The 22,973-nt window shown below is 55.2% G+C and carries 27 protein-coding genes and 4 tRNA genes; 16 read left to right on the forward strand and 15 right to left on the reverse strand.

What is annotated here, in order from left to right; translation table 11 throughout:
• Window positions 1-50: 50 nt before the first annotated feature.
• Together fbp and MV985_RS01495 are read right to left on the reverse strand one after the other, a co-directional pair.
• The gene (gene fbp, locus MV985_RS01490; protein WP_297459381.1) at window positions 51-1,178 is read right to left on the reverse strand and encodes a fructose-1,6-bisphosphate aldolase/phosphatase; all 1,128 of its coding nucleotides are present in this window, start codon (window positions 1,176-1,178) and stop codon (window positions 51-53) included.
• Between the two features lie 118 nt (window positions 1,179-1,296).
• Window positions 1,297-1,533 carry a hypothetical protein gene (locus MV985_RS01495; protein WP_297459152.1) on the reverse strand — a complete coding sequence of 79 codons (237 nt, stop codon included), beginning with the start codon at window positions 1,531-1,533 and terminating at the stop codon, window positions 1,297-1,299.
• Between the two features lie 92 nt (window positions 1,534-1,625).
• Here MV985_RS01495 and MV985_RS01500 point away from each other — a divergent pair.
• Window positions 1,626-1,765, forward strand: a tRNA-Trp gene (locus tag MV985_RS01500).
• Between the two features lie 177 nt (window positions 1,766-1,942).
• Here MV985_RS01500 and MV985_RS01505 read toward each other — a convergent pair.
• Window positions 1,943-2,019 (reverse strand) — tRNA-His (locus tag MV985_RS01505).
• A 137-nt stretch (window positions 2,020-2,156) separates the two neighbouring features.
• On the opposite strand from MV985_RS01505, the gene MV985_RS01510 reads away from it, so the two are divergent.
• The 3 genes from MV985_RS01510 to MV985_RS01520 are packed head-to-tail and all read left to right on the forward strand — an operon-like array spanning window position 2,157 to window position 5,967.
• The gene (locus tag MV985_RS01510; protein WP_297459159.1) at window positions 2,157-2,837 is read left to right on the forward strand and encodes a hypothetical protein; all 681 of its coding nucleotides are present in this window, start codon (window positions 2,157-2,159) and stop codon (window positions 2,835-2,837) included.
• Window positions 2,824-3,942, forward strand: coding sequence for a hypothetical protein (locus MV985_RS01515; protein ID WP_297459168.1), 1,119 nt, complete (start codon window positions 2,824-2,826; stop codon window positions 3,940-3,942). The genes MV985_RS01510 and MV985_RS01515 overlap by 14 nt, the downstream gene beginning before the upstream one ends.
• 3 nt (window positions 3,943-3,945) lie before the next feature.
• Window positions 3,946-5,967 carry a DNA methyltransferase gene (locus MV985_RS01520; RefSeq protein WP_297459176.1) on the forward strand — a complete coding sequence of 674 codons (2,022 nt, stop codon included), beginning with the start codon at window positions 3,946-3,948 and terminating at the stop codon, window positions 5,965-5,967.
• On the opposite strand, the gene MV985_RS01525 is transcribed toward MV985_RS01520, so the two are convergent.
• On the reverse strand, window positions 5,964-6,713 hold the full coding sequence (locus MV985_RS01525; RefSeq protein ID WP_297459388.1) for a biotin/lipoate A/B protein ligase family protein: 750 nt from the start codon (window positions 6,711-6,713) through the stop codon (window positions 5,964-5,966). The genes MV985_RS01520 and MV985_RS01525 overlap by 4 nt on opposite strands.
• A 201-nt stretch (window positions 6,714-6,914) precedes the next feature.
• Between MV985_RS01525 and cobO the strand changes: the two genes are divergently transcribed.
• Window positions 6,915-7,442: a cob(I)yrinic acid a,c-diamide adenosyltransferase gene (gene cobO / locus MV985_RS01530; RefSeq protein ID WP_297459394.1), complete on the forward strand. Its 528-nt coding sequence runs from the start codon at window positions 6,915-6,917 to the stop codon at window positions 7,440-7,442.
• A 116-nt stretch (window positions 7,443-7,558) separates the two neighbouring features.
• On the forward strand, window positions 7,559-7,810 hold the full coding sequence (locus MV985_RS01535) for a UPF0147 family protein (RefSeq protein ID WP_297459184.1): 252 nt from the start codon (window positions 7,559-7,561) through the stop codon (window positions 7,808-7,810).
• Window positions 7,811-7,839: 29 nt separating this feature from the next.
• Here the strand turns inward: MV985_RS01535 and MV985_RS01540 are convergent, their stop codons facing one another.
• From MV985_RS01540 to MV985_RS01555, 4 genes are read right to left on the reverse strand one after another with little or no spacing between them, the layout of a single operon-like run.
• On the reverse strand, window positions 7,840-8,406 hold the full coding sequence (locus MV985_RS01540; protein WP_297459193.1) for an aldolase: 567 nt from the start codon (window positions 8,404-8,406) through the stop codon (window positions 7,840-7,842).
• A 9-nt stretch (window positions 8,407-8,415) separates the two neighbouring features.
• Window positions 8,416-8,664, reverse strand: coding sequence for a type II toxin-antitoxin system HicA family toxin (locus MV985_RS01545; RefSeq protein WP_297459200.1), 249 nt, complete (start codon window positions 8,662-8,664; stop codon window positions 8,416-8,418).
• Window positions 8,642-8,866: a type II toxin-antitoxin system HicB family antitoxin gene (locus MV985_RS01550; protein WP_297459209.1), complete on the reverse strand. Its 225-nt coding sequence runs from the start codon at window positions 8,864-8,866 to the stop codon at window positions 8,642-8,644. Before MV985_RS01550 ends, MV985_RS01545 begins: the two co-directional genes overlap by 23 nt.
• Window positions 8,867-8,889: 23 nt before the next feature.
• The gene (locus MV985_RS01555; RefSeq protein WP_297459217.1) at window positions 8,890-9,471 is read right to left on the reverse strand and encodes a hypothetical protein; all 582 of its coding nucleotides are present in this window, start codon (window positions 9,469-9,471) and stop codon (window positions 8,890-8,892) included.
• Between the two features lie 70 nt (window positions 9,472-9,541).
• Between MV985_RS01555 and MV985_RS01560 the strand changes: the two genes are divergently transcribed.
• Both MV985_RS01560 and MV985_RS01565 read left to right on the forward strand, forming a co-directional pair.
• Window positions 9,542-9,619 (forward strand) — tRNA-Tyr (locus MV985_RS01560).
• A 165-nt stretch (window positions 9,620-9,784) separates the two neighbouring features.
• Window positions 9,785-10,225, forward strand: a complete 441-nt coding sequence (locus tag MV985_RS01565) for a Tfx family DNA-binding protein (protein WP_297459401.1) — start codon at window positions 9,785-9,787, stop codon at window positions 10,223-10,225.
• Here the strand turns inward: MV985_RS01565 and MV985_RS01570 are convergent.
• The 4 genes from MV985_RS01570 to tes form a co-directional block, all read right to left on the reverse strand.
• Window positions 10,187-10,861, reverse strand: coding sequence for a CidB/LrgB family autolysis modulator (locus MV985_RS01570; protein ID WP_297459226.1), 675 nt, complete (start codon window positions 10,859-10,861; stop codon window positions 10,187-10,189). The genes MV985_RS01565 and MV985_RS01570 overlap by 39 nt on opposite strands.
• Window positions 10,858-11,205, reverse strand: coding sequence for a CidA/LrgA family protein (locus MV985_RS01575; RefSeq protein WP_297459234.1), 348 nt, complete (start codon window positions 11,203-11,205; stop codon window positions 10,858-10,860). The genes MV985_RS01570 and MV985_RS01575 overlap by 4 nt, the downstream gene beginning before the upstream one ends.
• Before the next feature lie 172 nt (window positions 11,206-11,377).
• A complete protein-coding gene (locus tag MV985_RS01580; protein ID WP_297459243.1) occupies window positions 11,378-11,683 on the reverse strand; it encodes a DUF3213 domain-containing protein in 306 nt (101 codons plus the stop codon).
• 10 nt (window positions 11,684-11,693) lie between these two features.
• Complete coding sequence (gene tes / locus MV985_RS01585; protein WP_297459252.1) at window positions 11,694-13,469, reverse strand: tetraether lipid synthase Tes; 1,776 nt, start codon at window positions 13,467-13,469, stop codon at window positions 11,694-11,696.
• Window positions 13,470-13,633: 164 nt separating this feature from the next.
• On the opposite strand from tes, the gene MV985_RS01590 reads away from it, so the two are divergent.
• From MV985_RS01590 to MV985_RS01610, 5 genes are all read left to right on the forward strand, one after another.
• The gene (locus tag MV985_RS01590; protein ID WP_297459260.1) at window positions 13,634-13,984 is read left to right on the forward strand and encodes a hypothetical protein; all 351 of its coding nucleotides are present in this window, start codon (window positions 13,634-13,636) and stop codon (window positions 13,982-13,984) included.
• Between the two features lie 5 nt (window positions 13,985-13,989).
• Complete coding sequence (udg, locus tag MV985_RS01595; protein ID WP_297459407.1) at window positions 13,990-14,577, forward strand: type-4 uracil-DNA glycosylase; 588 nt, start codon at window positions 13,990-13,992, stop codon at window positions 14,575-14,577.
• A 287-nt stretch (window positions 14,578-14,864) separates the two neighbouring features.
• Window positions 14,865-16,529, forward strand: a complete 1,665-nt coding sequence (locus MV985_RS01600) for a Na+/H+ antiporter NhaC family protein (RefSeq protein WP_297459268.1) — start codon at window positions 14,865-14,867, stop codon at window positions 16,527-16,529.
• Between the two features lie 95 nt (window positions 16,530-16,624).
• Window positions 16,625-17,527: a pantoate kinase gene (locus MV985_RS01605; protein WP_297459288.1), complete on the forward strand. Its 903-nt coding sequence runs from the start codon at window positions 16,625-16,627 to the stop codon at window positions 17,525-17,527.
• 48 nt (window positions 17,528-17,575) lie between these two features.
• The gene (locus tag MV985_RS01610) at window positions 17,576-19,255 is read left to right on the forward strand and encodes an ATP-dependent DNA ligase (RefSeq protein WP_297459416.1); all 1,680 of its coding nucleotides are present in this window, start codon (window positions 17,576-17,578) and stop codon (window positions 19,253-19,255) included.
• Here the strand turns inward: MV985_RS01610 and MV985_RS01615 are convergent.
• Window positions 19,239-19,985, reverse strand: a complete 747-nt coding sequence (locus tag MV985_RS01615; protein ID WP_297459294.1) for a hypothetical protein — start codon at window positions 19,983-19,985, stop codon at window positions 19,239-19,241. The two genes, MV985_RS01610 and MV985_RS01615, sit on opposite strands and share 17 nt — an antisense overlap.
• A gap of 127 nt (window positions 19,986-20,112) precedes the next feature.
• Between MV985_RS01615 and pyrE the strand changes: the two genes are divergently transcribed.
• Entirely contained in the window at window positions 20,113-20,670 is a 558-nt protein-coding gene (gene pyrE / locus MV985_RS01620) for an orotate phosphoribosyltransferase (protein WP_297459302.1), read from the forward strand.
• Here pyrE and MV985_RS01625 read toward each other — a convergent pair.
• The gene (locus MV985_RS01625) at window positions 20,667-20,882 is read right to left on the reverse strand and encodes an ArsR family transcriptional regulator (protein WP_297459309.1); all 216 of its coding nucleotides are present in this window, start codon (window positions 20,880-20,882) and stop codon (window positions 20,667-20,669) included. The two genes, pyrE and MV985_RS01625, sit on opposite strands and share 4 nt — an antisense overlap.
• A 105-nt stretch (window positions 20,883-20,987) precedes the next feature.
• On the opposite strand from MV985_RS01625, the gene rlmD reads away from it, so the two are divergent.
• Window positions 20,988-22,241, forward strand: a complete 1,254-nt coding sequence (rlmD, locus tag MV985_RS01630) for a 23S rRNA (uracil(1939)-C(5))-methyltransferase RlmD (protein ID WP_297459317.1) — start codon at window positions 20,988-20,990, stop codon at window positions 22,239-22,241.
• 76 nt (window positions 22,242-22,317) lie between these two features.
• Window positions 22,318-22,743, forward strand: a complete 426-nt coding sequence (lrpA, locus tag MV985_RS01635) for an HTH-type transcriptional regulator LrpA (protein WP_297459338.1) — start codon at window positions 22,318-22,320, stop codon at window positions 22,741-22,743.
• Window positions 22,744-22,849: 106 nt separating this feature from the next.
• Here lrpA and MV985_RS01640 read toward each other — a convergent pair.
• Window positions 22,850-22,927, reverse strand: a tRNA-Arg gene (locus MV985_RS01640).
• Window positions 22,928-22,973: the final 46 nt, after the last annotated feature.

Below are 22,973 nucleotides of genomic sequence, written 5' to 3' on the forward strand. Positions count from 1 at the left end.
ATTTAAGCTTTCCTGTGGCAGTGGAGGAGAAAGCAGAAAAGAGAAGGGGATCACTCGATGTCCTCAAAGCGCTCCTCAAGTCTCTTGAGAACCCGGGGTAGTGTTGTATACTCCATCTCCTCGAGCGGGAGCCTGTGGGGCTCGAAGGGTCCGTGTCTGCGCATGTACTCGGTAATTTCAAGGGCCTTCTGCCTCGTGTAGTCGAATGCCGGATCATCAAAGAGGTCAACCGGACCGACGAGCTCTCCCTTCGGGCTTATCTGCCAGCCGAGGGCAACAACCCTCGGAGGACCGTCGAAGCGCGTGGGGTTGGCGTCGCACATCGAAACCGGCATTATCGGACCGTTGTGAGAACCGCGCATCCATCCGCTGACGAGGTGCGGAAAGGCAAAGGGCTCGAGAACCTCTCCAAGTGCCGGAAGTCCGCTCTGGGCCCTGACTATCGCCACCGGATCGTCTTTTCCAACGTACTCACCGGCTATCTCATAGAGCTTTTCCGTGCTGACCACTGCAACCGGCTCGTCCGTTGGGAGTGGGTGGCCCTCCTTGGGATAAACGCGCTTGATGACGTACCTGCTCTTCGCGCCGATGAGGGCCAAGAGGTCGTAAAGCTCCTCCGGAGTGTTGAGGATGACGCGCTTGTGCTTGAGAATGTCCCAGACCTCAAAGCGGAACCCCGTGTGCATCTTGGGGTCTATGACCAGGCCGGCGGTGTTGAAGGGGTCTGCAAACATTCTGAATATCGGCAGGTTAAACGCTCCCGGCTCGGTCTTGTCCATGTGGAATGTAACCACAGGCTCACTCTTCCTGAGTGTGAACTCCATCTCGGCAACGCCCGGCCCCATTCCGCGGACGTTTCCGCTGAAGGCATCCTTGAGAAGGTCCTGACCGGCACCGTAGAGGCCGAGCTCCTTTGCAACCTTGGTTGCCTCCTCAAAGGCTTTCCAGGCGAGGCCATGTATATCTGGACTGTCAACGCCCTTCCTGTGGGTCATAATGAGCTGAAGGTCATCGCCGGCGTAGGCGACGTAGAAGTCTATTATCGTCCCCTCCTCCTTGGCCCTGCTAAGGATTTCCTCCGCGGTCTCAACGAGCTGCGGGTGAACCCTGGAGTGTCCGGGCCAGCCGCCTATATCCGCCTTAATCACGCTGAGCGTTATCTTCTCTCCAACCGCCATGGCAACCACCGGTAACTTTAACCACTTTCACGCTTATAAAACGTTAATATCACCCCCGATGATACACAAGAAGGTGGCAAAATCCGGGAATCCAGTCCCCAGATCCAAAGGGGGATTATCACTCGCAGACGTCGGTCCAGCCGAACTGCTCCCTGACGACCTTTATAAGGTTCTTGAGCTCTTCCCTCTTCAGGTTAACGCTCGAACTCGCCCCAACGAGGGCTATTATGCCGTGAACTTCTTCCTGGAGCTGGATAACATCCTCGTCCACTTTAACGACCCGAAGCTCCCGTCTGGCGGTTTCTCCGTCCCCTATTTTGAACTTATCCTTTCCGATAACGATAGGCTCCTCCATCGCCGGCACCCGGATGGTTTTTGTAAGTGGGGGTTAATATAATTTCCGGGAGCAAAGTTTATAAACCTCACCGGATCAAGGATTAGACGGATGGGGGCGTGGTGTAGCCTGGTCCATCATCGCGGGCTCCAGAGGTATGAGGACTTGCGGGTTTGCTGATTGGGGATGAGCCTTTGGAGCTCTGACCCGGAGAAACCCGCGGACCGGGGTTCAAATCCCCGCGCCCCCACCACCTCTCCTTCTCGTTAGAACCGGGTCGATAAATTGTCTTTCTGAAAGTCCCCGAGACTATAGCTGATACAAAATAGGAGTGCTTTTCGTGGTGGATTTTTGCCAGGATTCAAATATCAACCTTCCGGGGATTGCAATCAAAGAAAGCCGCTTCAAAAGAGCTGTACAGGAAAATTTCTGGGGCCAGGGCCGGGATTTGAACCCGGGCTAGGGGATCCACAGTCCCCTGTGCTGACCAGGCTACACCACCCTGGCCATTTCCAGCTAAACCTTTTGGGTTAGCTTTATAAAGTTTTCGACAAAAAGCGGCAAAGAGGAAAGCTGAAACCTTTTGCGCCCCATAAAGCGGTTTGAAGGAGAATCAGGCCACGGAACGGCCGGGAGGAGGTATCATGAAGGCCAAGCGGGAGGCTCTGGAAAGTCTCTTCAGGGCCATCAAAGATGGAAGGGTTGACGGGGATATAGTGGACCTGCTCCTCCTTATCAATTCCATCCGGGGAATCCACACCACCTCCTCCTGCTCTGGGAGAATTGGGATCATCGAAGAGCCATCCCCCGGAGCCAAACCCCTCTCAAGATGGTTGCTAAAGGCCCACAGACCCATCGAACTCGAGGAGGCCAGGGAGGCCCTGAAGAGCGCTAAAGAGGGCCTCATTTTCCTCAAGAGCCAGCCGCCAATTTTCCATGTCGTGGCGGAGGATCCGGAAAGGGCCAAAAAGCTCCACGCTCTTGGACTGGCCAGCGGCTTCAAGTACACCACCTTCAAGGTGATCTCCAGCAGATACCTGGTCGAGATAAACGCCACTGAGTACCTTACCACTCCCCTTGGAAAGGAGGGAAAAGTGCTCGTGGACGACGAGTACCTCCGCTTTGCCATCGAAGTCGGCAACTCCATGCTGAAGCGTTCGAAGGGCAGACTTTCCCGCCTCGATGAGAACTTCAGAAAACTAAAGGAGGAGCTCGGTGAGGACGGGCTGTTCTACGAGCTTGCAGAGGAGTTCGGAATCGATCTCACAGGAATCAAACGTTTTAAGACATCTTTTGAATGGGGGGATGCGAATGAGGAATCCTGATCCCCTAGAAGTTGAGCGGCTCGAAAAGAGGGTGCTGTTTAAGTTCAGCCGGCTCTTTCAGGAATCCCTGGGGGAGTTCTTCACCTCGGTGGATAAAAGCATGGCATATCTGGAGCACCTTGTTCTCCCCATCGTCATGGCCAGCAAAGAGGACAAGTCCTACAACCCCTTTGCGGAGATAATGGAAAAGTACGCCCTCCATATACTCTCCAAGCGCCTGGAACGCGCAGGATACACGCTCCTTCCCCTTGGATACTCCGCCGATCTGACCATGGACGGGGAAAGCCACATCCTCAACATTGACATAAAAACGGCCAACCTGGACAACCCCTCCGACTTCAGGGGCACCATTCCCGTTGGAATAAACCAGATCACCCACGTGGCCCGGTTAAAGCTGGGAAAAGAATTCCTTCCGAAACCCTTCTTTGTGTATCCCAACGTCCCCCCCGTATACTGTGAAGGGGAGCGGTGTAAACCGGTCCTCACCTACGGCCTCATGTTCCTCTACCCCCCCTACCGCGATCTTGTTGAGGAGGTCAGAAACTCCTACCTGGAGCTGAGGGAGTTCTTTGAGGAGAGGGTTAAATCCACCCTCATCCCCATACTGGGGGAAACCCTTGGTGTCGATGAAGGCGAAGCCCTCTCCCTGTTGAACTACAGGCCCCAAAAGGTGAGATCCACAAGACTCGAGATCCTAGCCGAGAACGTCATCAGGGGCATAATCCTCCATGAAAACCACAGAAAGATGCTGTTGAAAAGTCTGGGCATGTCCGGGCATGAGGAGGTACTAACGCGGTTCTCAAACCTTCTGAAGGAGTTCGCCGGGGGTCTGAGGAACAAAAACATAAGACCCATTGCGATCATTGCCATTTCCATCCCCAACGGGCTCCTCTGGGAGTACTACATGGACGATTTTGTGAGCGGCAAGAACTATGGAAGGTCTGCGAGGTACCACTACGCAGATGGGATCTTTAAGGTGATCAGGGAAAGGGAGGGCAAAACCTTTCCCAGGGTAGTCTTCCTCAGCCTTGATGAGGAACACCTTAAAACCCTGGAAAAGTACTTCCCAAGGATATACCGGCTTGAATATGGCGAGCGGGTGTGATAGATGGAGGACATCATAATCCACGGTGATGTTTACGCGGCGCTGGATCAAATCGAGGATGGCTCCGTGAAGGTTGCGATTACGTCCCCTCCGTACTGGAAGCAGAGGGACTACGGCTTTGAGGGGCAGATCGGCCAGGAGAGGACTCCCGAAGAATACCTGGGTAGACTTGTGAAGGTTTACTCAAAGCTCAGGGAGAAGCTAAGCGAGGACGGAGTGTTTTTCCTCAACGTCGGTGATAAGTACCTGAACCGATATGGTAAGTCCCACCTTCTCCAGATCCCCTACAGGCTGGCCTTTCATATGGTCCGGGACGGTTGGCGTCTGGAGGACGTTTTGATCTGGTACAAGCCAAACCACATGCCATCCTCAGTCAGGGACAGGTTTGCCAACACCTATGAGCCCATCCTCGTGTTCACGAAAGGGGAGAAGAACGCATACATCCGGAAAGGAGGAATAGTTAAGATTCCAGTACAGCAGACGCCCTGGAAGCACACCGCCGTTTTCCCGGAGAAGCTGGTCGAGAGCATGCTTGAGAGGACGGCCCTTGGGGACGGCGATGTTGTCCTTGACCCCTTTGCAGGTACGGGCACTGTTGCGGCCGTCGTCAGAAGGATGCGGACCGGTCTGTTCCCCAGAAAGGTTTATTCGATCATGATCGAGAAGAGTGAAGAGTTCGTCAGCATAATAAGGGAGCGGGCGGGGATTGGGAAGGTTGTTAGCGTGGAGGACGTCCCCTACGAGTGGGCTCCCGTTGAGGAGGAGAGACTTCCCGACGTCCCCCCACTGGAGATTCTCGGCGATCGCCACGGAGAGGTGTTCATAGCCCGGGATTCGGAAGAGTTCCTTCGGGCGTTGAGAGGAACGACCACCCCTGAGTTCAGATCGTTCCATCGGGAGGACGCACTTTACTTCTTCGGGGTCAGGGACTGGACACTGGAAGATCTCTATTACCCACATTCCCTCTTCTACGAAGGATACGTTCTCCGGAACATGCTCGTCGTTTCCAGGGGTGACTCATGGTATCCTGTCTTCATGTTCGCAAGGGACACGACAAGGGTTGCCTACAAGTTCTATCTCGACCGGATAAGGATCAGGCCAAAGACAAGGGAGGCCCGGGACTGGGGGCGGGAACAGTTCCTCGGAATGAAGGTCAGGGACATCTCGGGCAAGAAAACCCGCGAGGGCAGGATCGTCAAAATTCTGGACCGCTACGACGATGGATTCCCCAAACTGGTAATGGTCAGATGGGACGGCACGGTCTCGGTAGAGTTTGCACTTCACCCCGAGAGGGATGAATTCGTGATGGAGGGACTGAAGTTCATGTGTCCCGTCTGCGGGGCCGAGCTGGAGGAACCCTACGACCCCGTTGGGGAGAACCTCTGTCCCAGATGCGGGTCAAAACTCTGGGAGAGCCTGGATAGAGTTCCAAAGATAAAAGAGCCCGAGGAGATCAGGGAGATAGTGGAGTTCCTTGAAGACAAAAACACCTCCCTTGGTGAAGTATTCGATGTGGAAACCCCCGAAGGGCGAAAAAGGGGAAAGAGCAAGTTCTTCCAGCTGGACAGGATAAACTGGGGGGCGTCCCCGGGTGCCAGAAAGGCGGTTCTCGGTGAGTACTTCACGAAGATGCGGCTCTACCGCGTTGACCAGCCTGCAGTGGCCCAGTATCTGAATCTGCTGAGGCGGTCGAGAAACCTCACCATAAAGGAGATAGTCCGTAGAATGCCCCCCGGGTACACCCACACCGTTGGCCACTGGTTCCGAAAGGACTTTGGCGGCTCGATACCCGTTCCCGAGGACATTCCCCTCCTCATGAAGGCCCTGGGCGTGGAGAAAGACGGGTTCCTGGAAGCCCTGACCAGAACCGCCCTCAAGTTCCAGACGGTGAAGGCTTCAATAAAGGGGCGAAACCCGGGGGATTTTATAGAGGGGATCGACGGTGAGGATCTCAGGACCTACCTGCGGAAGCTCTACATCCCGCCCTCGGCGTACATAAAGATGCTCGCTGGAGATCGGATCTAACGCAGCTCGTTCCACTCCGGGTTCCCATATTTTTCCTCCACGAGTCTTTCCGCCAGCTCCAGCTCGTAGTCCGTCAGTTTTCCCTCTTTTAGAGGAAAAGCTCTGAAGAAGCCCCTCTTGAGGAGCCCGTAGGCCTCCCAGCGGTTGAGCTTTATCCCCTCGCGCTCCAGCGTTGTGACGCGCTCCCATATGGAGGAGACACCCTTGTCCCGGAGCTTGAGCCCGGAAACGCGGAGGACTTTTCCGAGAACCTCAACGCGAGTCGCGTACATGAAGGTGCCGTGCTGTAGAATCACGCCCTTCCTCCTCGTCTGGGCCGAGCCGCTGATCTTCTTTCCCTTCACTGTGATGTCGTTCAGGCCGGAAAAGTCCGCATCAAGGCCCAGCTCCCTTAGCGCATCCACCAGAGGACCTGCCAGGTAGCGGTAGCTGCTCCCGACGTTCTTGAGCATCGGGTGAAAGCTTTCGCCCGCTATAACCGAATAGGTTATCTCGCCGAACTCGTCGTGGAAGACCGAGCCACCACCGGTAATGCGCCTGACAACGGGAATGCGGAGTCTCCTGGCTTCATCGAGGTTAACGTCGTGGACGACGCTCTGAAAGCGGCCTATGGTTACCGAGCTTGGACTGAAGGCGTATAAGCGAACGGTGTCCGGAACCTTACCCTCGATCCTCGCGCGCATTATGGCCTCATCTATCGCCATCTGAACCTCTGGCCTGGCTACAATGAGTGGGATGAAGCGCATCATTCGAACCACCAGGGTTAAAAAGTTCGACGAGTTTTTAAGCCCAGCGATGATGACGCCCAAGCCCTCCTGAGGGGTGATGAGAGCGGTCACCACTGAGCTATTCAATCAGGAGACGACGCACTTCCCGGCGATTCCTTCGGGCCCACCAGACGACCAAACCCCTAAAAACCCTGGAGATAATATCCATCGGTGAAAGCCATGTCGTGGAAGGACAAACTCGGCCTCGTGCACATCTACACCGGCAACGGGAAGGGGAAGACGACGGCGGCGTTGGGCCTCGCCGTCAGAATGCTCGGCTCCGGCGGGAAGGTTATAATCCTCCAGTTCATGAAGGCACCGGATCTCTACGGGGAGCAGAAGAAGATAAGGGAGTGCGGCGCGGTAATAGAGTCCTTCGGCTTACCCAGATTCGTCCACGGAAAGCCCGAACCCGAGGATATAGAGGCCGCCAAAAGGGCCTTGGAGCGCGCTAAGGAAGTCGCTTCGAGCGGCGAGTGGGATCTAGTGATTCTCGACGAGATCTGCGTCGCCCTCGGCTTTGGAATGCTCGACGTCAATGAAGTGAAGGAACTCATCCAAAACAAAGCCCCCCACACCGAGCTGGTTCTCACCGGCCGCTACTGTCCGGAGGAGCTTTTTGAGCTCGCCGACTACGTGACGGAGATGAGGGAGGTAAAGCACCCTTACCAGCGGGGGATTCTGGCCAGGAAGGGGGTTGAGTTCTAACCCCGGCTTCCATTTTCATTTGATTTCGACGTTGACCGAAAAGTTTTTTAGTTAGGAGAACTTAAGATAAGCCGAGGGGATTTTAGTAACAATTCTTTAGAAAAGGGGGTGATGGAATGAGCGACCTCATTGAGCAGATCGTGCAGGTTCTCAAGGAACAGGTCGTCCAGGACACCGTCGTTCCGAGGAACATCAGGCGCGCCGCAGAGCAGGCGATAGAGGTCCTCCTCGATGAGAGCAAGGAGCCGGCCGTTAGGGCGGCCGATGCGATAGCCATCCTTGAGGAAGTCAGCGAGGACCCCAACATGCCGATGCACACGAGGACGATAATATGGGAGGTTCTTGGCGCTTTGGAGCAGGTTAAGTGAGCCTTTGGTTTTTCCGCTCATTTCCTGCGTTACCGCTTTTCCGAGAGGTACCAGAGCTTTGCACTCTCCTCAACAAGCTCCGCCTTGTAGAACGCCTCCCTTAAGCTTTTTCCAGCGGTTACTATACCGTGTTTGGCCATCAGAACCGCGTCGTATTCTCCAAGGGCTTCCGCGGTTACTTCCGCCAGTTCCCCGGTTCCCGCCGGCCTGAAGGGCGCTATCGGGATCTTTCTCAGGTAAAGCTCCGCCTCCGGGGTTATGATGGGCAGTTTATCCCTTCCTTCGAGCAGCGTGGCGGCGATTATCGAGTAGGGTGGATGGAGGTGGGCTATAGCTCTTACATCGTTCCTTCTTTTATAGATGGCAAGGTGGAGCCTGTACTCGGAGGAGGGCCTCACTCCGGAAAGGACTTTTCCGTCCATGTCGATGACGGCAACCTGCCCTGCAGTCATTTCGCCCATAACAGCTCCCGTTGCCTTGATAAAAACGAGATTTCCCCGCCTGATGCTCAGGTTTCCACCGAAGGCCGCGGTTAATCCGCGCTCGTGTGCCAGGCGGGAGTATTTAACCAGCTGTGCCCTGGCTGTGCGGCTCATGATGACCACCTAAAGCTTTTTTAGCATCTCAACAAGCTCATCCTTAGGGATTCCATTCCACAGTGAAACTTTGTTGAGAATATCGTTAAGGGTTCCTTTGGCGATTTCTTTGTGGTATGGAACGGTTATTTTATGCTTCCCCACTGGTGTTTGCTTTTCGAGCCTTACATGACTACCCCGTTGCCGCACTACTTCGTATCCAATCTTCTCCAGGAATCTTATCAGCTTCTCACCGCTAACCACTGGCAGTTTGCCCAACGTGAGGCACCTCGAACTGTGATAGCGTCAGGACAGTTATCTCCTCTCCCCTTTCTATTTCGTCCTCAAAGTGAAGCTCAACGGCCTCCAATATATTCCTCATGAGTTCATCCAAGGTCTCCGCCTGGGTAAATATGTCCTCATCAATTCCCCGGGCACACCAGTATTTGCCGTCAAAATAAATCTCGAACTTAACTATCATGCTCCCACCGTAACCACTTGGAATTAGTGATACTTAACCTTAACCCTGTAGCCGCAGTCCCGGCAGTACGCCTCGGAACCCTTCCAGGCCAGCTCGCCGCCGCAGACCGGGCAGGTGTTGATGTTCCCACTCTCCCTCCAGCGTTCGTAGGTTTCCCGGTCAATCGCGAGGAAGGGGCCTTTCTCATCCTCCTCAAAGTGACCGAGAACCGGATTGCTCTCTAACTCGAGGGTTTCGGCGTCTATTATGATTGGCTCTATCCCTATGTTGCCCTCGTATTCGATGTCGTTGGCGGGAAGTATCTCAACTAGGAAGGCATTCAGTTGTTTGTCCCTGTACGCGATGACCTCGATGGCGTCGCTGAGCTCCCCGCTCGCGGGGATTACGTCCACCATCAGCACCTCTCCCTGCGGAAGAAGAAGCGCGATGACATCCCTGTTCCTGAAAACGGTAACGCCCCTGCCGAGGCAGGCCTCCTCCAGGCCAAGCTCCTTCAGAATTTCCCTCACGGTCTCGCCGTCCGGAACGCTTCCGCGCTCCATTACAATTTCGCCGAGTCTCCTGGCGAGGGGCATCGCGAGGTTGACCGGTTCATATACCTTCATGCTCCCACCTGAAGTGAGTGGGGAGAAAAATTTATAAACCTACCCGGGGCACTATGGAACGGGCACGGGTCCCGCGGTAGCCTAGCCTGGGAGTGGCGGCGGACTGTAGATCCGCAGGTCCCCGGTTCAAATCCGGGCCGCGGGACCACCAGAATTCCAAACCGTTCTACAAGCGCTTTCCGGACGCTTTTCCTGGATTTCGTTGCCATGTGTTATCCACTGCTCCTTCTCCGGGTTATTGCCCCGCCCAACCGGCCGGGAATTCGAGAAAAACTTTTAACCTTCTTTGGCATGTTAAATTCAGGTGTTTAAAATGGGGAAGAGCTTTCTCACGGAGCATCAGATTAAAATCCTCCGGCTTCGAGCGAAGGGGCTGAAGCAGAGTGAGATTGCCGAGATGCTTGGAACAAGCAGGGCAAACATAAGTATCCTTGAGAGGCGTGCGCTTGAAAAGATTGAGAAAGCCAGAAACACGCTCCTCCTCTGGGAGCAGATAAACTCGAAGATAAGCCTCGACGTCAAAGCTGGGGAGGATATCTTTACCGTTCCGGAGAGGCTCTTCAGAAAGGCCGATGAGCTCGGCGTTAAGGTTCCCTACAGCACGGCGGAGATAATCGCCTTCCTCGTCGAGCACGCCCCTGTGGATGATAGACTGGCAAAGCGGGACTTCACGCTCTTCCTGGACACCAAAGACAGGCTCAAAATCAGCGAATGCCTACTTGAGGATCTCAAGGAGATAGGGAAGGAGGAGTGATGTGAAGATCCCGTTCAGGGCCATTGCCAAACCGCTCACCGCTCCCGCTAACTCGTCGTCGAGGAGTATCCTCGCGGTGCCGAGGCCGTGGGAAGTGACGCCCATCGCAAGCCCCCTCGCTATTCTGTCCCTAACCCCTGCCGCGTCCAGGATCTCAACCCCGACCGCGTTGCCCAGTATCCCTGTCAGGATCACGAGAACCGCCGTCAGAGCTGGAATTCCGCCCATCTTCTCGCTTATCCCTATGGCTATCGCCGTTGTGACGCTCTTCGGGGCTATGCTGAGGAGAACCTCCTCGCTCCCGCCGAGGAGCCTCGCCGTATAGAACGCGCTCAGAATGGCTAAGGTCCCGCCGATAGCTATCCCGGCTGCTATCTCCTTCCAGTAGGTGGCTATCACCTTCCTGCTCCTGTAGACCGGAACCGCGAGACTGACGACCGCCGGTCCGAGGAGGAATTTGAGTATGACCGCGCTCTCCATGTAAGATTCGTAGGAATAGCCACTTGCCCACAAAAAGGCCGCTATCACGATTATCGAGAGCAGAACCGGGTTCGTGTAGAAGGTTCTTCTCCTCCCGTGGAGCTCGGAAAAGGCGTAGAAAACAACGAGGGTGAGCGTTATCCCGTATGGGTTCATCCCTTCCCACCCCTGAGGAGTTCAACCGTCTTCGCGGTGACGAGAAGGGTTATCAGGAAGCTGATTATCAGAGCACCGAAGACAGAGACAGCTTGACTCTTCAGCAGGCCGATGTAGGCCACTATTCCGACTCCCGGCGGCACGAACATGACGCTCATGTTCCTCACGAAGGCTTCGGCCTCGTTCTCCACCCAGTCGAGCTTCACCGCGCCTCCGAGCAGAGCGGCGAGGAGGTAGAGCATTCCAAGGACGCTTCCGGGGATGGAGAGATTTAAAGCCGAGCTTGTGAACTCGCCCAGCGCGTAGAAGCCGAAGATTATCGCCAGTCCTCGATAGGGTCTCATGATTTCAGTTAAGGCGTTGGGAGTATAAAAGCAGTGCTCCCCGATACGGGTAACCCTCTCTCCGATGCACTTTTGGAAATGGCTGGAACTCTTGTCTTTAAACCGGCAGGACGGGTTCTAACTGGAAAATCCAAAGAGGGGAGAATGAGGATAGAACCCGCTGAGCTCCTTTTTAGGACTCTATCTTTCCGAGGATGTTATTCCAGGAGTAGCTGGACTCGATGAGCTCCCCGACGGTGAGGGTTTTTTCCTCCACCACAGTGGGCTCAAGGTCCTTCAGCGTCTCCAGGATCTTTTCCCTGGGAATCAGCTCCTCGTCAAAGATCACGAAGCCGTTCTTGGCGTAGCCGTTGAGGAAAATCCTCCAGACGCCGAGTTCCTTCTCGAGCTCGTACTGCTTTATCGTTCCCCTCTCCCAGTTGATGTTTCCGAACCTGAAGTTGATCCTCGTGAGCCTCTTATCAGGTTTGACACTCATTCCAACCACCTCATGCCTTCGTCTTTATGGTTCCAAAGTAGTCCTCAATGTCGATGTAGGTCTTTCTGTATAACTCGCTGTTCCTCATCTTCTCCACGAACTCCTTGGTCCTGAAGTACTTGTCCTTCTTGTAGTCCCAGTCTGGGTGCAGCTTTTTCCACTCCTCCCAGGTGTAACTGAACTGGGCCTGCACCTTGTCCCTGTAAAGCTCGGGAATAACGTTGAAGGTACAGAAGGGGACTATTCTGCCGTCGGGCATCGCGTAGTGGATGACGCAGCGCTCCACCCTCTCCACATCGTAGTTGTACTCGTCCATGAAGTGCATCATTCCGAGGAAGAGCGCGTTTCTGTGGAACTGGCCGAGGGCGTCGTAGTTGCCGTACATGAAGGCGTTCTTTATGAGGTCGAGAACTTTGAGGCCCTTCGGGGCGTACTTATCGTCGTAGAAGGAGCGGAACTTCATGAATATCTCCGCCCCGAGCTTGAGCTTCTTGAGCTTGCCCATGCTCTTCCACTTCTCTATCTCCTCTGCCTTGCTCTCCAAATACTCGACGAAACCTTCAACATCCAGGAACCTGCTTATCGGAACGACGCGCTTGTTCTCGCGGTCGAGGAAAACGTAGGTTGCCGCTCCACAGCAGTAGTGACTGGTCATGTAGTAGCGCGAACCGGTGAAGGCCTCGAAGAAACGCGCAATGTGCCCCGCTATCGGTATCGGGTACCAGTCGTCCATCGCTATCGCGCCGTTCGTCTGCTCCTCTATCCTCCTGGCGGTGCCGGGGATGGTTATCCTGAAGCGCTGGCGCTCCTTCCTGGGAACCCTGCCAACCTGGGAGATGGGCTGGAAGTTCACACCCCTCACGATATCGAGGTGGTTGAGGCCGAAGTTGATTATGGCCCCAAGCTCGTGGTCGTTGACGTTCCTTATGGTCGTCGGGACGAGAACTATGCCCGGTCCTCCCGCTTTCCTCACGTTCTCGAAGATGAGGGGAACTTCCCAGTGGTTCTTCCAGTTGGTCTGGGGCGTCATTCCGTCGTAGCTCATGTAGAGGGTGTTCGTTCCGGCCTCGCGGATCTTCTTAACGAGGTCCGGCTCGAAGGCAAGCTTTATTCCGTCGGTGTTGAGCTGGACGTGGTCGTAGCCTTCTTCCCTTGCAATCTTAATGATCTCTATGAGGTCCTCCCTCAGCGTTGGCTCGCCGCCGGTGAGCTGGACCGCGTTGGCCCCGATGGGGTACTCCTTCTTGGCGTTGCGGAGCATCATGCGTATCTGCTCAAGGGTTGGCTCGTATATAGGCTGACCCTCCTTGGCGTAGAAGAAGCAGTACCAGCAGGACAGGTTGCAGCGGTTTGTGAGAACGATGTTGAGCAGGCTCGTGTGGGAGCGGTGCCTGGCACAGAGGCCACAATCAAGGGGACAGTTGACGCCCGTGTTCTCGACGTTGACACTCTTCAGCTTGAAATCAAACCTCCACTTCTGGAAGCGGTAGTACTGCTCAACGCTCTCATAATAAACATCGGTAATCATTCCCTCGGGACACTTTTTGGTTATCCAGACGTTACCGTCCTTCTCCCAGACGAGCGCGGGGACGATCCTTCTGGTTTCAGGACAGATTGAGTAAGTCCTGTGGGGCAGAGGACCACCGTAGGCCCTGCTGGCCTTCTTGAGAAGGGCCTCAAACTCCTCCTCACTAATCTCGGGGAACTCGAGTATGTCCCTAATTCTGCGGGTTGATTCGGCGAACTCTTTCTCGCCACTGGGTATCTCACCAACGACCTCAGCCATGGAATTTCCCTCCAGCGTAACATTCCGTCTGGCAGTTACTTAACCTTAAGGTATAAAAGCTTTTGCGTAAATATGCAAGTTTTCCTTCAGGGGTAGGGGGCAAAATTGGGAATCCCGAAGGTTAGGGTTAAAAGCACTCGCGGGATTCTAATTCTGGTGATAGAGTGCCTGCCAGAGAAATGAGGATGGAGATGTTCCTGCGCGCGCTCCTGAAGAGGGACTTCAGCAGGGCGAAGGCCCACGCCGAGAAGCTCCAGAAGATGGCCGGAAAGGAGGAGTGGGGTAAGGGCTACGCCAGAGCAGTCAATGGCATACTGAACGCCATAAAGGACAGCGACCCCGATGCCCTGGTCGTCAGGCTCCTGGCGAGCCACGACAGAAAGATGGCCGAGGAACTGCTCACCAGGTTCGAAGAAGTGCTCTCCCAGGAATTCAGGGACGACTACGAGAGGGGCTACTACACCGCCTGGACCGAGTTCCTCAGGGCATACCTCAACCAGAAGACCCTCGCGTGATGGCCATGGGAAAGGAAGAACTCATGAGAAAGCTTGAGGAGCGCATAAGAACCTGCCGGAAGTGTCCCCTAAGCCAGCTCAGGACGAACGCCGTCCCCGGATCTGGAAGCTACGACGCCAAGGTGATGTTCGTCGGTGAAGCACCGGGCTACTGGGAGGATCAGAAGGGCCTTCCCTTCGTTGGCAGGGCCGGAAAGGTGCTCGACGAGCTTTTGAGGGAGATAGGCCTCAGCAGGGATGAGGTTTACATCACCAACATCGTCAAGTGCCGTCCGCCTGAGAACCGCGACCCAACGGAGGAGGAAATCAAAGCCTGCTCCCCCTATCTCGACAGGCAGATCGACATAATCCGGCCAAAGGTCATCGTTCCGCTCGGAAGGCACTCGATGCGCTACATCCTCGAGAAGTTTGGCTTTGAGCCGGAGCCGATAAGCAGGATACACGGGAAGACCTTTGAGGCGCACACCCTCTTCGGGAAGATAACCATAATGCCCACCTACCACCCTGCCGCGGCCCTCTACAGACCGCAGATAATGGATGAGCTCAGGAAGGACTTTGCCACACTGGCGAAATTGCTTGAGAAACTCGGTTGAGTTTCCCTTCACCTTTCCGCTAATTTTGAGGCCGGTGATGTTACTATTTTTAATTTTATCCCTGTTATTTGCCTCCCCCAGGGACAATTTTGGGAAAGGTTTTTATCGGTTTAGTGTTCTATAAAGTACTCGAGCACACCCATATGCGCTGCAATGGAGACAAAGAGCCACTACTGTACATGGATTTTTGAGAACGTTCGCAGGAATTTCGCCGATTGACAAGAAATTTCGAGAAAAGGTTATATAAGCCGAAAGAATTTCGAGGTTAAATTCCTGGAGGTGGGAGTGTGTCGGACTTCGGTGTGTTATCCCTGTTGCCGCCCCTGGTGGCGATTATCCTGGCGATATGGACGAAGAGGGTTATCCTGGCCCTGTTCTCCGGGGTCTGGATTGGTGCCCTGATCTTCATGGGCTGGAATCCGATAAGTGGAACGACATACACCCTCGAGGTTCTCGTTGGCAGTGTTACCAGCGACTGGAACGCGAGGATACTCATCTTCGACTTCCTGATCGGGGCGGGCGTCGGACTCATATACAAGTCCGGTGGGGTTCACGCCCTCGCCAGGAGCCTGGCACGGAGGATCAGGACGAGCAGGGGGGCATCCGTCCTGGGCTGGTTTCTGGGGGTGCTGATTTTCTTCGACGACTACACCAATACCATAGTCGTTGGAAACACCATGAGGCCGATAACCGACAGGGCACGGGTCTCTCGCGAGATGCTGGCATACATTGACGACTCAACGGCGGCACCCGTTGCGGGGATAGCCCTTATCTCAACCTGGATAGGCTACGAGCTCTCCCTGATAAAACAGGGGTTCGAAGGTGCCAACGTCGTTTACAGGCCCTATGACGCCTGGTTCTCAAGCGTTCCCTTCAGGTTTTACTCGATTCTGGCGATAATAATGGTGTTCCTCGTGGCCTACTTCCACAGGCACTACGGCCCGATGCTTCATGCCGAATACCGCGCCAGGACGACCGGAAAGGTCCTCCGCGACGGTGCAAAGCCCCTCATGACGACCGAAACCGACCTCGGCCAGCCGAAGCCCAACGGGAGCATCTGGGACTTCATCGTGCCCATCCTGAGCCTGGTGGTGGTCTCGATACTCGGCCTGTGGTACACCGGGGCGGCGAATCTGTACGCCTACAGCCAGGACCTCGAGTGGTGGACGGACCTTGAGAGTCCCTTCAGCGTCAACTTCCTTAAGTACGGATTCGTTCAGTCCTTCCGCGAGGCCGACGCGGCAACCGCCCTGCTGTGGGGCAGCTTTGCCATGGTGGTTGTCGCGAGCGTGATGCTTCTCGGAAGGAGGAAGATGACGGTCGAGGAGTGGGAGGATACCATAGTTCGTGGAATGAAACAGATGCTCTTCGCAAACACCATCCTCGTCCTGGCGTGGGGTCTGGGGACCATAACCGATGGCGACCACCTCGGAACCGGAAGGTACATAATAGACCTGGCCACGGGCTCGGGAGCGAACCTCGGTCCCTGGATGCCCCTAATAATGTTCCTCTCGGCCATGTTCGTAGCATTCACCACCGGAACCAGCTGGGGAACCTTCACGATAATGGTGCCCCTCGGGGTTCAGCTCGGGTTGGCCTTTACCGGTGGCCACGTCAACGAGATAGTCTTCGCGACGATAGGTGCAACCTTTGCTGGCTCGATCTTCGGGGACCACTGCTCTCCCATAAGTGACACGACGATAATGAGCTCGATGTTCAGCGGTTCGGACCACATAGACCACGTCACGACACAGATACCCTACGCTGTAACCGTTGCGGCCATCGGGTCGATCCTTTACGTGCTCTTTGGTCTCGGGCTGAGGAACGGGGTGATCCTGCTGCTCATAGGCTTCGTGCTCCTCATAGCGGCCTGGTACGCCCTTAGCGAATGGTACGGTAACAGGCACGGTATCCCCCACGGCAAGGTTCCGATCTACGTCATCGAAGAGTGAGTCTTCCTTTCCTTTTCCCCACCGATTTCAGCGCGTCTTCCGGTTTTGAAAGGTTTTAAAAGTTCTTCGGACCCATCAACTCCAGGGGTGAGAGATTGCTCATCAGGACCTTCGTTCCCGCCCACATAACGGCCTTCTTCGTCCCGGTCTTCAACGAAGACCCCCTCAAAGCGGGCTCCCTTGGTGCTGGAATCAACCTTGACAAGGGAACCAACGTCTTCGCGAGCATCGAGAGGGGGACTCTTGAGAGGCACATCCATGTTGCCTTTAACGGGGAGCCGGTGAAGAGGGAAAACGCCGTCATAACCTACTCGGTTGCGGACGAACTCGTCCCGGAGGAATTTACGGGTGAGGTGGAGATCTGGCAGTACTTCGACTTTCCCAACGGCTACGGCTTCGGTAACAGCGCCGGCGGAGCCTTAGGGACTGCTTTAGCGTTGAGCTACGCCTTCGGTGGGACGTGGCTGAGGGCCGCCCAGACCGCCCACAAGCACGAGGTTCTCAACGGGGGCGGCCTCGGAGATGTAATAGCCCAGCTCACCGGCGGGATGGAGGTTCGCGTTAAGGCCGGCGGTCCGGGAATAGGCGTTACCGACAACCTCTTCTTCGAGGACTACCGCGTTCTGGTCGTCCCCCTCGGAAGGCTTTCCACGAAAGAGGTGCTCGACGGCGACGTTGTCAAAGCAATCGAAATCGAGGGAAGGAAAGCCCTCGAAAGCCTCCTCAGGGAACCGAGGCCCGAGCGTATGATGGTTCTCGCGAGGGAGTTCGCCGAGAAGACAGGACTGTTGAGCGGTGAACTCCTCGAGCTGGCGATGGAGCTGGACAGAGTCCTCTCAAACCCGCCATCGATGATAATGCTCGGTAGGGGCCTCTTCGCACTGGCCAGGGATAAGGAGCTCGAGAAGGCCAAGAACCTGCTCGCGGACCTTAATCTATCATACGACGTGGCCGAAATCTACATGGAAAGGCCCAAAGTCGGAAGGTGGGTGGGCTAACCTTTTATCCCCCTCGCCGTATTCTTTCCGGTGGTGATGATGGGTGACATGAAGTACGCGGAGTTAGCCGACCTCTACAAAAGGCTTGAAAAAACGACCCTCAAAACCCTCAAGACCAAGTTCGTCGCCGATTTTCTGAAAAAAACTCCCGATGACCTGCTCGAAATCGTCCCGTACCTCATTCTCGGCAAGGTCTTCCCCGACTGGGACGAGCGCGAGCTTGGAGTTGGCGAGAAGCTCCTCGTGAAGGCGGTCTCGATGGCCACTGGCGTTCCGGAGAAGGAAATTGAAAACTCCATCAAGGACACCGGGGACCTGGGTGAGAGCGTTGCCCTGGCACTCAGGAAGAGAAAACAGAAGAGCTTCTTCAGCCAGCCACTCACGATAAAGCGGGTTTACAATACCTTCGTAAAGATTGCAGAAGCCCAGGGGGAGGGCAGCCAGGACAGGAAGATGAGGTACCTCGCCAATCTCTTCATGGATGCCCTGCCGGAGGAGGGCAAGTACATAGCGAGAACGGTCCTTGGAACGATGAGAACCGGCGTCGCCGAGGGTATCCTGAGGGATGCCATAGCGGAGGCCTTCAAAGTCAAGCCCGAACTCGTAGAGAGGGCCTATATGCTCACGAGCGACTTCGGTTACGTAACGAGAGTCGCCAAGCTGGAGGGGGATGAGGGACTCTCGAAGGTTAGCATACAGATTGGGAAACCCATACGGCCGATGCTCGCCCAGAACGCGGCCAGTGTTGGGGACGCTCTTCGGGAGATGGGCGGCAGGGCGGCCTTCGAAATCAAATACGACGGTGCTCGCGTCCAGGTTCACCGGGACGGGGACAGGGTGGTTGTCTATTCCCGGAGGCTCGAGAACGTTACCAGATCCATACCAGAGATAGTGGAGGCGGTGAAGCAGGCCCTGAAGCCGGAAAGGGCTATAGTCGAGGGGGAGCTTGTCGCTGTGGGTGAAGATGGGAGGCCGAGGCCATTCCAGTACGTTCTCAGGAGGTTCAGGAGGAAGTACAACATCGATGAGATGATCGAGAAAATCCCCCTTGAGCTCAACCTCTTTGATGTACTCTACGCTGACGACGAAAGCCTGATAGACACACCCTTCCATGAGAGGAGGAAGAAACTGGAGGAGAGTGTTGAGGAGAACAGGAGGATAAAGCTCGCCGAACAGCTGGTTACCGGAGACGTTAAGGAGGCAGAAAGTTTCTACAAACGGGCCCTGGAGCTGGGTCACGAGGGGGTAATGGCCAAGCGCCTCGACTCGACCTACGAGCCGGGCAACAGGGGAAAGAAGTGGCTCAAGGTAAAACCGACGATGGAGGACCTCGACCTCGTCATAATAGGAGCGGAGTGGGGCGAGGGAAGAAGGGCACACCTCCTCGGCTCCTTCCTCGTTGCGGCATACGATCCCCATAGCGGCGAGTTCGTTCCGGTCGGAAAGGTTGGCAGCGGCTTCACGGATGAGGATCTGGCAGAGCTCACGAAGAGACTCAAACAGTACATAGTCAGGCAGGAGGGCAAGTTCGTCGAGATCGAGCCCAAGTACGTCATCGAAGTGACATACCAGGAGATCCAGAAGAGCCCGAAGTACCGGAGCGGTTTTGCCCTGAGGTTCCCGCGGTACGTGGCCCTGAGGGAAGATAAAAGTCCAGAAGAGGCGGACACGATAGAGCGCGTCGCCCAGCTATACGAACTCCAGGAGAGGTTCAGGGCAAGGGGTTGAGATCATCAAGTTCAATGCCCCTCTCCTCCCAGAATTCCCTCGTCCTTCTTTTCCTCTCCTCGATGGCCTTCAGGCCGAGATCGTGAGCGATCTCGAAGGCGTCGTCAACGGTTAGATATGTATAAAGCACCGCCCCGAGACCGAGAAGGGTGAAGACGATCTCCAGCCACCTGTTTCCGGAAAGGAAACCAAAGATGGGGGCATCGTAGAACCCGTGCAGAAGGGCCGCCTTCAGATAACCCCTTACGATGGAACCCCTGAGGGCGGAGGCGAGGGCTATGGCCGTGAAGGTGACGTGGAACATAATGACGACAACCCTGAGGACGGCGCCCAGAAAGTTTCCGGCGAGAAAAAGGGTGATCCCATACAATACCGCCTCGATCAGGGCGAACATGAAGGCTGTCTTGATGGTGAGATTCCAGCGACGAAGCACGTCTCCCCTCTCGACGAGATAGGGAATGAGCTTCACACCCTCCTCGACGAACCCCACGAAAAGGGGAAACACAGCCGCGAGCATGAGGGGGGAACCGTGGAGAAGGAAGAGGGGAATAATCTCCAGAAAGCTGGCAATCACAATACCCAGGATCGCGTAAAGAACTGCCCTTTTCGTATCGATGGTGGGCAAAATCCTCTCCAGGTCAACTGTCCAGTAATCGGCCCGGAAGTAGAGCCTTATACCGATCACGATGACGGCTATTAGATAGAGGACGAGCAGTATTACCTCCAACATAAAATCACCACCTAACCATCGACTATCGTATATTTAAATTTTTTTCTGCGAGGCCCCACCGCCAGGTTTTTAAACCTGCGGCAAAATCTCCCGGTGAAAAACACAGGATTAACAGGAAGGAGTCAAAATGGGAGGGAGAGAAGAGCTCATCAACGCTTTCTTCTCATGGGGAGCGATACTCATCGGGCGCTTCGTTCTAACATCCGGAAAGGAGAGCCACTACTACATAAACGTGAAGAGGCTCATCACCAATCCCGAAATCCTTAGGCTGATCTCAAAACTCATAGTAGACGAAACCAGGGGGAGGGGGATTGAATTCGACAGGGTCGCCGGACCGGAGCTCGGAGCCGTCCCAATAGCGACCGCCGTGGCCCTTGAAACCGAAAGGCCGCTCGTCATCGTAAGGAAGAAACCCAAAGGACATGGAACCGGAAGAAGGATCGAGGGCGAAGTGAATCCCGGCGAGAGGATTCTCCTCGTGGAAGACGTTACGACGACCGGAGGAAGCGTGCTCCGGGCCGCGAAGATCATCGAGGAACTCGGTGGAAGGGTCGTGGCAGTGAGCGTCGTCGTTGACAGGGAGGAAGGCGCAGAAGAGATTGTCGGGAAGCACTATACCTTCCTGCCCCTGGTCAGGGTTTCGGAGCTTCTGGAGGGAAAGAATGGGTGGGAAAAGGGAACCTAAAGGTAGTCCTCGATGGTCTTCGCGCGGACCATTATAGAGGCCTTGTCCCGGCCGTAGAAGACCTCAACCAGACCATCGGATTCCAGCTCCTTAACGGTCTTGAACACCGCCGGTGCGGGCGTTTCGAGTTCGGCGCTCAGCTTCTGGAGGGCAACCGCCCTCTTCTTGGTGGCAAGGGTTTTGTACACGATATCCTTACGCCTGCCGAGCATCGGGCGGCACCGTAATCTGTACGTCCCCGAACTAAATAAACCTTCCGTGGACAGATCTGACACCCCTCCAGGCAGGTTTATAAAGTGACCGCGCAACGCACGATCATGAGGGGAGTTGTGGAGAGACTGGACTTCGACGGCATGGGCATCCTGCGAAAGGGGAGGCGGGAGATCAGGGTCCCTTTTACAGCTCCGGGGGACGTTGTTGAGGTTGTAAAGTGGCGTAGAAAAAAGAGAAAGCTCATTGCACTTGATTTCAGAATAATCGAGCCCTCCCCCGAACGAACCGAGCCCCTCTGTCCCCACTTCGGCACCTGCGGAGGCTGTCTCCTTCAGCACCTGCCCTACGAAAAGCAGCTTGAGTTCAAGGCCGAAAAGCTCTCGGCACTCCTTGGTATGGACGTCGAAGTGAGACCCTCTCCACGGGTGTACGGGCATAGGAACAGGATTGACGTTGTCATCTCGACGAATGGTATTGGCTTCAGGAGAAGGGGCACCTGGTGGGACGTCGTGGACATTGAGATGTGCCCCGTTTTCGGCGAGACCAGTGCGCGGGTTCTGCGTTCGCTGAGGGAGTTTATAGAGGATCATAAGCCGAGTCTCTATAAGATAGGGAAAAATGAGGGTTTTTTGAGGTACATCGTCATGCGCGAGGGCAAGTTCACGGGGGAGCTCATGATCAACCTCATTACCTCGGAAGGGGACCTGCCTGAGAGTTTTCCGGAGTACTTCGACTACGCAACTTCAATATACTGGAGCGTCAACAGGACGAAGAGCGACGTCTCCCAGGGCGATGTAGAGCGCTTCTGGAAATCGGAGTTCATAAGGGAGAGGCTGGGTGACGTTACCTACCTTATTCACCCAAACAGCTTCTTCCAGACCAACAGCCACGCCGCGGTCCTCCTCCTGGAGGAGGTCTCAAAGAGAGTTGAAGGGGAAAGGGTTCTCGACCTCTACTCTGGCGTTGGTACCTTTGGAGTGTGGCTGGCCAGGAGAGGCTTTAAAGTTGAAGGCATCGAGCTGAACCCCTTCGCCGTTGAGATGGCAAATAAAAACGCCGAAATTAACGGCGTTAACGCGAAATTCAGGGTCGGAACCGACAGGGAAGTTGAGAATCTTTCGGGCTACGACACCGTCGTGCTCGATCCACCCCGCTCGGGTCTGCATCCCAAACTGATCCGGAAAATCTTAAAAGACAGGCCCGAGAACATCGTCTACGTCTCCTGCAACCCCCGGACCCTGGCGGATAACCTCGGGCACCTCGGGGAGGTATATTCGGTTGAGGACGCCGTGGGGCTCGATATGTTCCCCCACACACCCCACGTGGAGACGGTTGTTAAACTAAAGCTCAGGGTTTGAATCCAGAACTGGGAGGTTCAAAAACTTAATATACCACCTCGGTGTATACATGACGATGGACTCTGGGGTGAGGAATATGCTGGATGAAAGGGACAGGATAATAATCGAGATGCTCACCAGGGACGCTCGCACCCCCTTCACGGAGATAGCGAAGGTCCTTGGAATAAGCGAGACTGCCGTGAGAAAGCGCGTGAAGGCCCTCGAGGAGGCGGGAGTGATAAAGCAGTACACAGCCGTAGTCGACCCGTCGAGGCTTGGCTACAATCTCGTGAGTTTAACAGGCATTGACACGCTTCCCGAGAAGATATTCGAGGTTGCGAACAAGCTCAAGGAGTTCGAGTTCGTGAGGAAGGTGTACCTTACCAGTGGGGATCACATGATAATGGCCGAGGTCTGGGCCAGGGACGGTGAAGACCTTTCTGACATAATCTCAAACAGGATCGGGAAGATAGAGGGCGTTGTCAAGGTCTGTCCCGCGATAATCCTTGAGAAGCTGAAGTGATCCGTTCCGGGGGATTCACCCCCGGTCATTACCGGCCACCCCAAGGGCTGTTTTAGGAATCGGGATGACTGTTCTGCGGTTATCCGTACAACCAGGGGAAAATTTCTGGCGGGCCGGGCGGGATTCGAACCCGCGACCTTCGGCTCCGGAGGCCGACGCTCTGTCCTGGCTAAGCCACCGGCCCGTGCCCATACATACTCTTTACCATTGCCTTAAAAATCTAATCGTCC

The sequence above is a fragment of the Thermococcus sp. genome (assembly GCF_027012695.1).
Lineage (GTDB): Archaea > Methanobacteriota_B > Thermococci > Thermococcales > Thermococcaceae > Thermococcus.

Coding starts and splice junctions, on each gene's coding strand:
- lrpA (WP_297459338.1), top strand. CDS start 22,318: ATGCTGGATGAAAGGGACAGGATAATAATCGAGATGCTCACCAGGGAC.
- MV985_RS01550 (WP_297459209.1), bottom strand. CDS start 8,866: ATGATAGTTAAGTTCGAGATTTATTTTGACGGCAAATACTGGTGTGCC.
- MV985_RS01625 (WP_297459309.1), bottom strand. CDS start 20,882: ATGCTCGGCAGGCGTAAGGATATCGTGTACAAAACCCTTGCCACCAAG.
- MV985_RS01535 (WP_297459184.1), top strand. CDS start 7,559: ATGAGCGACCTCATTGAGCAGATCGTGCAGGTTCTCAAGGAACAGGTC.
- MV985_RS01555 (WP_297459217.1), bottom strand. CDS start 9,471: ATGAAGGTATATGAACCGGTCAACCTCGCGATGCCCCTCGCCAGGAGA.
- MV985_RS01525 (WP_297459388.1), bottom strand. CDS start 6,713: ATGCGCTTCATCCCACTCATTGTAGCCAGGCCAGAGGTTCAGATGGCG.
- MV985_RS01615 (WP_297459294.1), bottom strand. CDS start 19,985: ATGTTGGAGGTAATACTGCTCGTCCTCTATCTAATAGCCGTCATCGTG.
- fbp (WP_297459381.1), bottom strand. CDS start 1,178: ATGGCGGTTGGAGAGAAGATAACGCTCAGCGTGATTAAGGCGGATATA.
- MV985_RS01610 (WP_297459416.1), top strand. CDS start 17,576: ATGAAGTACGCGGAGTTAGCCGACCTCTACAAAAGGCTTGAAAAAACG.
- MV985_RS01575 (WP_297459234.1), bottom strand. CDS start 11,205: ATGAGACCCTATCGAGGACTGGCGATAATCTTCGGCTTCTACGCGCTG.
- tes (WP_297459252.1), bottom strand. CDS start 13,469: ATGGCTGAGGTCGTTGGTGAGATACCCAGTGGCGAGAAAGAGTTCGCC.
- cobO (WP_297459394.1), top strand. CDS start 6,915: ATGTCGTGGAAGGACAAACTCGGCCTCGTGCACATCTACACCGGCAAC.
- MV985_RS01580 (WP_297459243.1), bottom strand. CDS start 11,683: ATGAGTGTCAAACCTGATAAGAGGCTCACGAGGATCAACTTCAGGTTC.
- MV985_RS01565 (WP_297459401.1), top strand. CDS start 9,785: ATGGGGAAGAGCTTTCTCACGGAGCATCAGATTAAAATCCTCCGGCTT.
- MV985_RS01510 (WP_297459159.1), top strand. CDS start 2,157: ATGAAGGCCAAGCGGGAGGCTCTGGAAAGTCTCTTCAGGGCCATCAAA.
- MV985_RS01515 (WP_297459168.1), top strand. CDS start 2,824: ATGAGGAATCCTGATCCCCTAGAAGTTGAGCGGCTCGAAAAGAGGGTG.
- rlmD (WP_297459317.1), top strand. CDS start 20,988: ATGAGGGGAGTTGTGGAGAGACTGGACTTCGACGGCATGGGCATCCTG.
- MV985_RS01540 (WP_297459193.1), bottom strand. CDS start 8,406: ATGAGCCGCACAGCCAGGGCACAGCTGGTTAAATACTCCCGCCTGGCA.
- udg (WP_297459407.1), top strand. CDS start 13,990: ATGGGAAAGGAAGAACTCATGAGAAAGCTTGAGGAGCGCATAAGAACC.
- MV985_RS01570 (WP_297459226.1), bottom strand. CDS start 10,861: ATGAACCCATACGGGATAACGCTCACCCTCGTTGTTTTCTACGCCTTT.
- pyrE (WP_297459302.1), top strand. CDS start 20,113: ATGGGAGGGAGAGAAGAGCTCATCAACGCTTTCTTCTCATGGGGAGCG.
- MV985_RS01495 (WP_297459152.1), bottom strand. CDS start 1,533: ATGGAGGAGCCTATCGTTATCGGAAAGGATAAGTTCAAAATAGGGGAC.
- MV985_RS01520 (WP_297459176.1), top strand. CDS start 3,946: ATGGAGGACATCATAATCCACGGTGATGTTTACGCGGCGCTGGATCAA.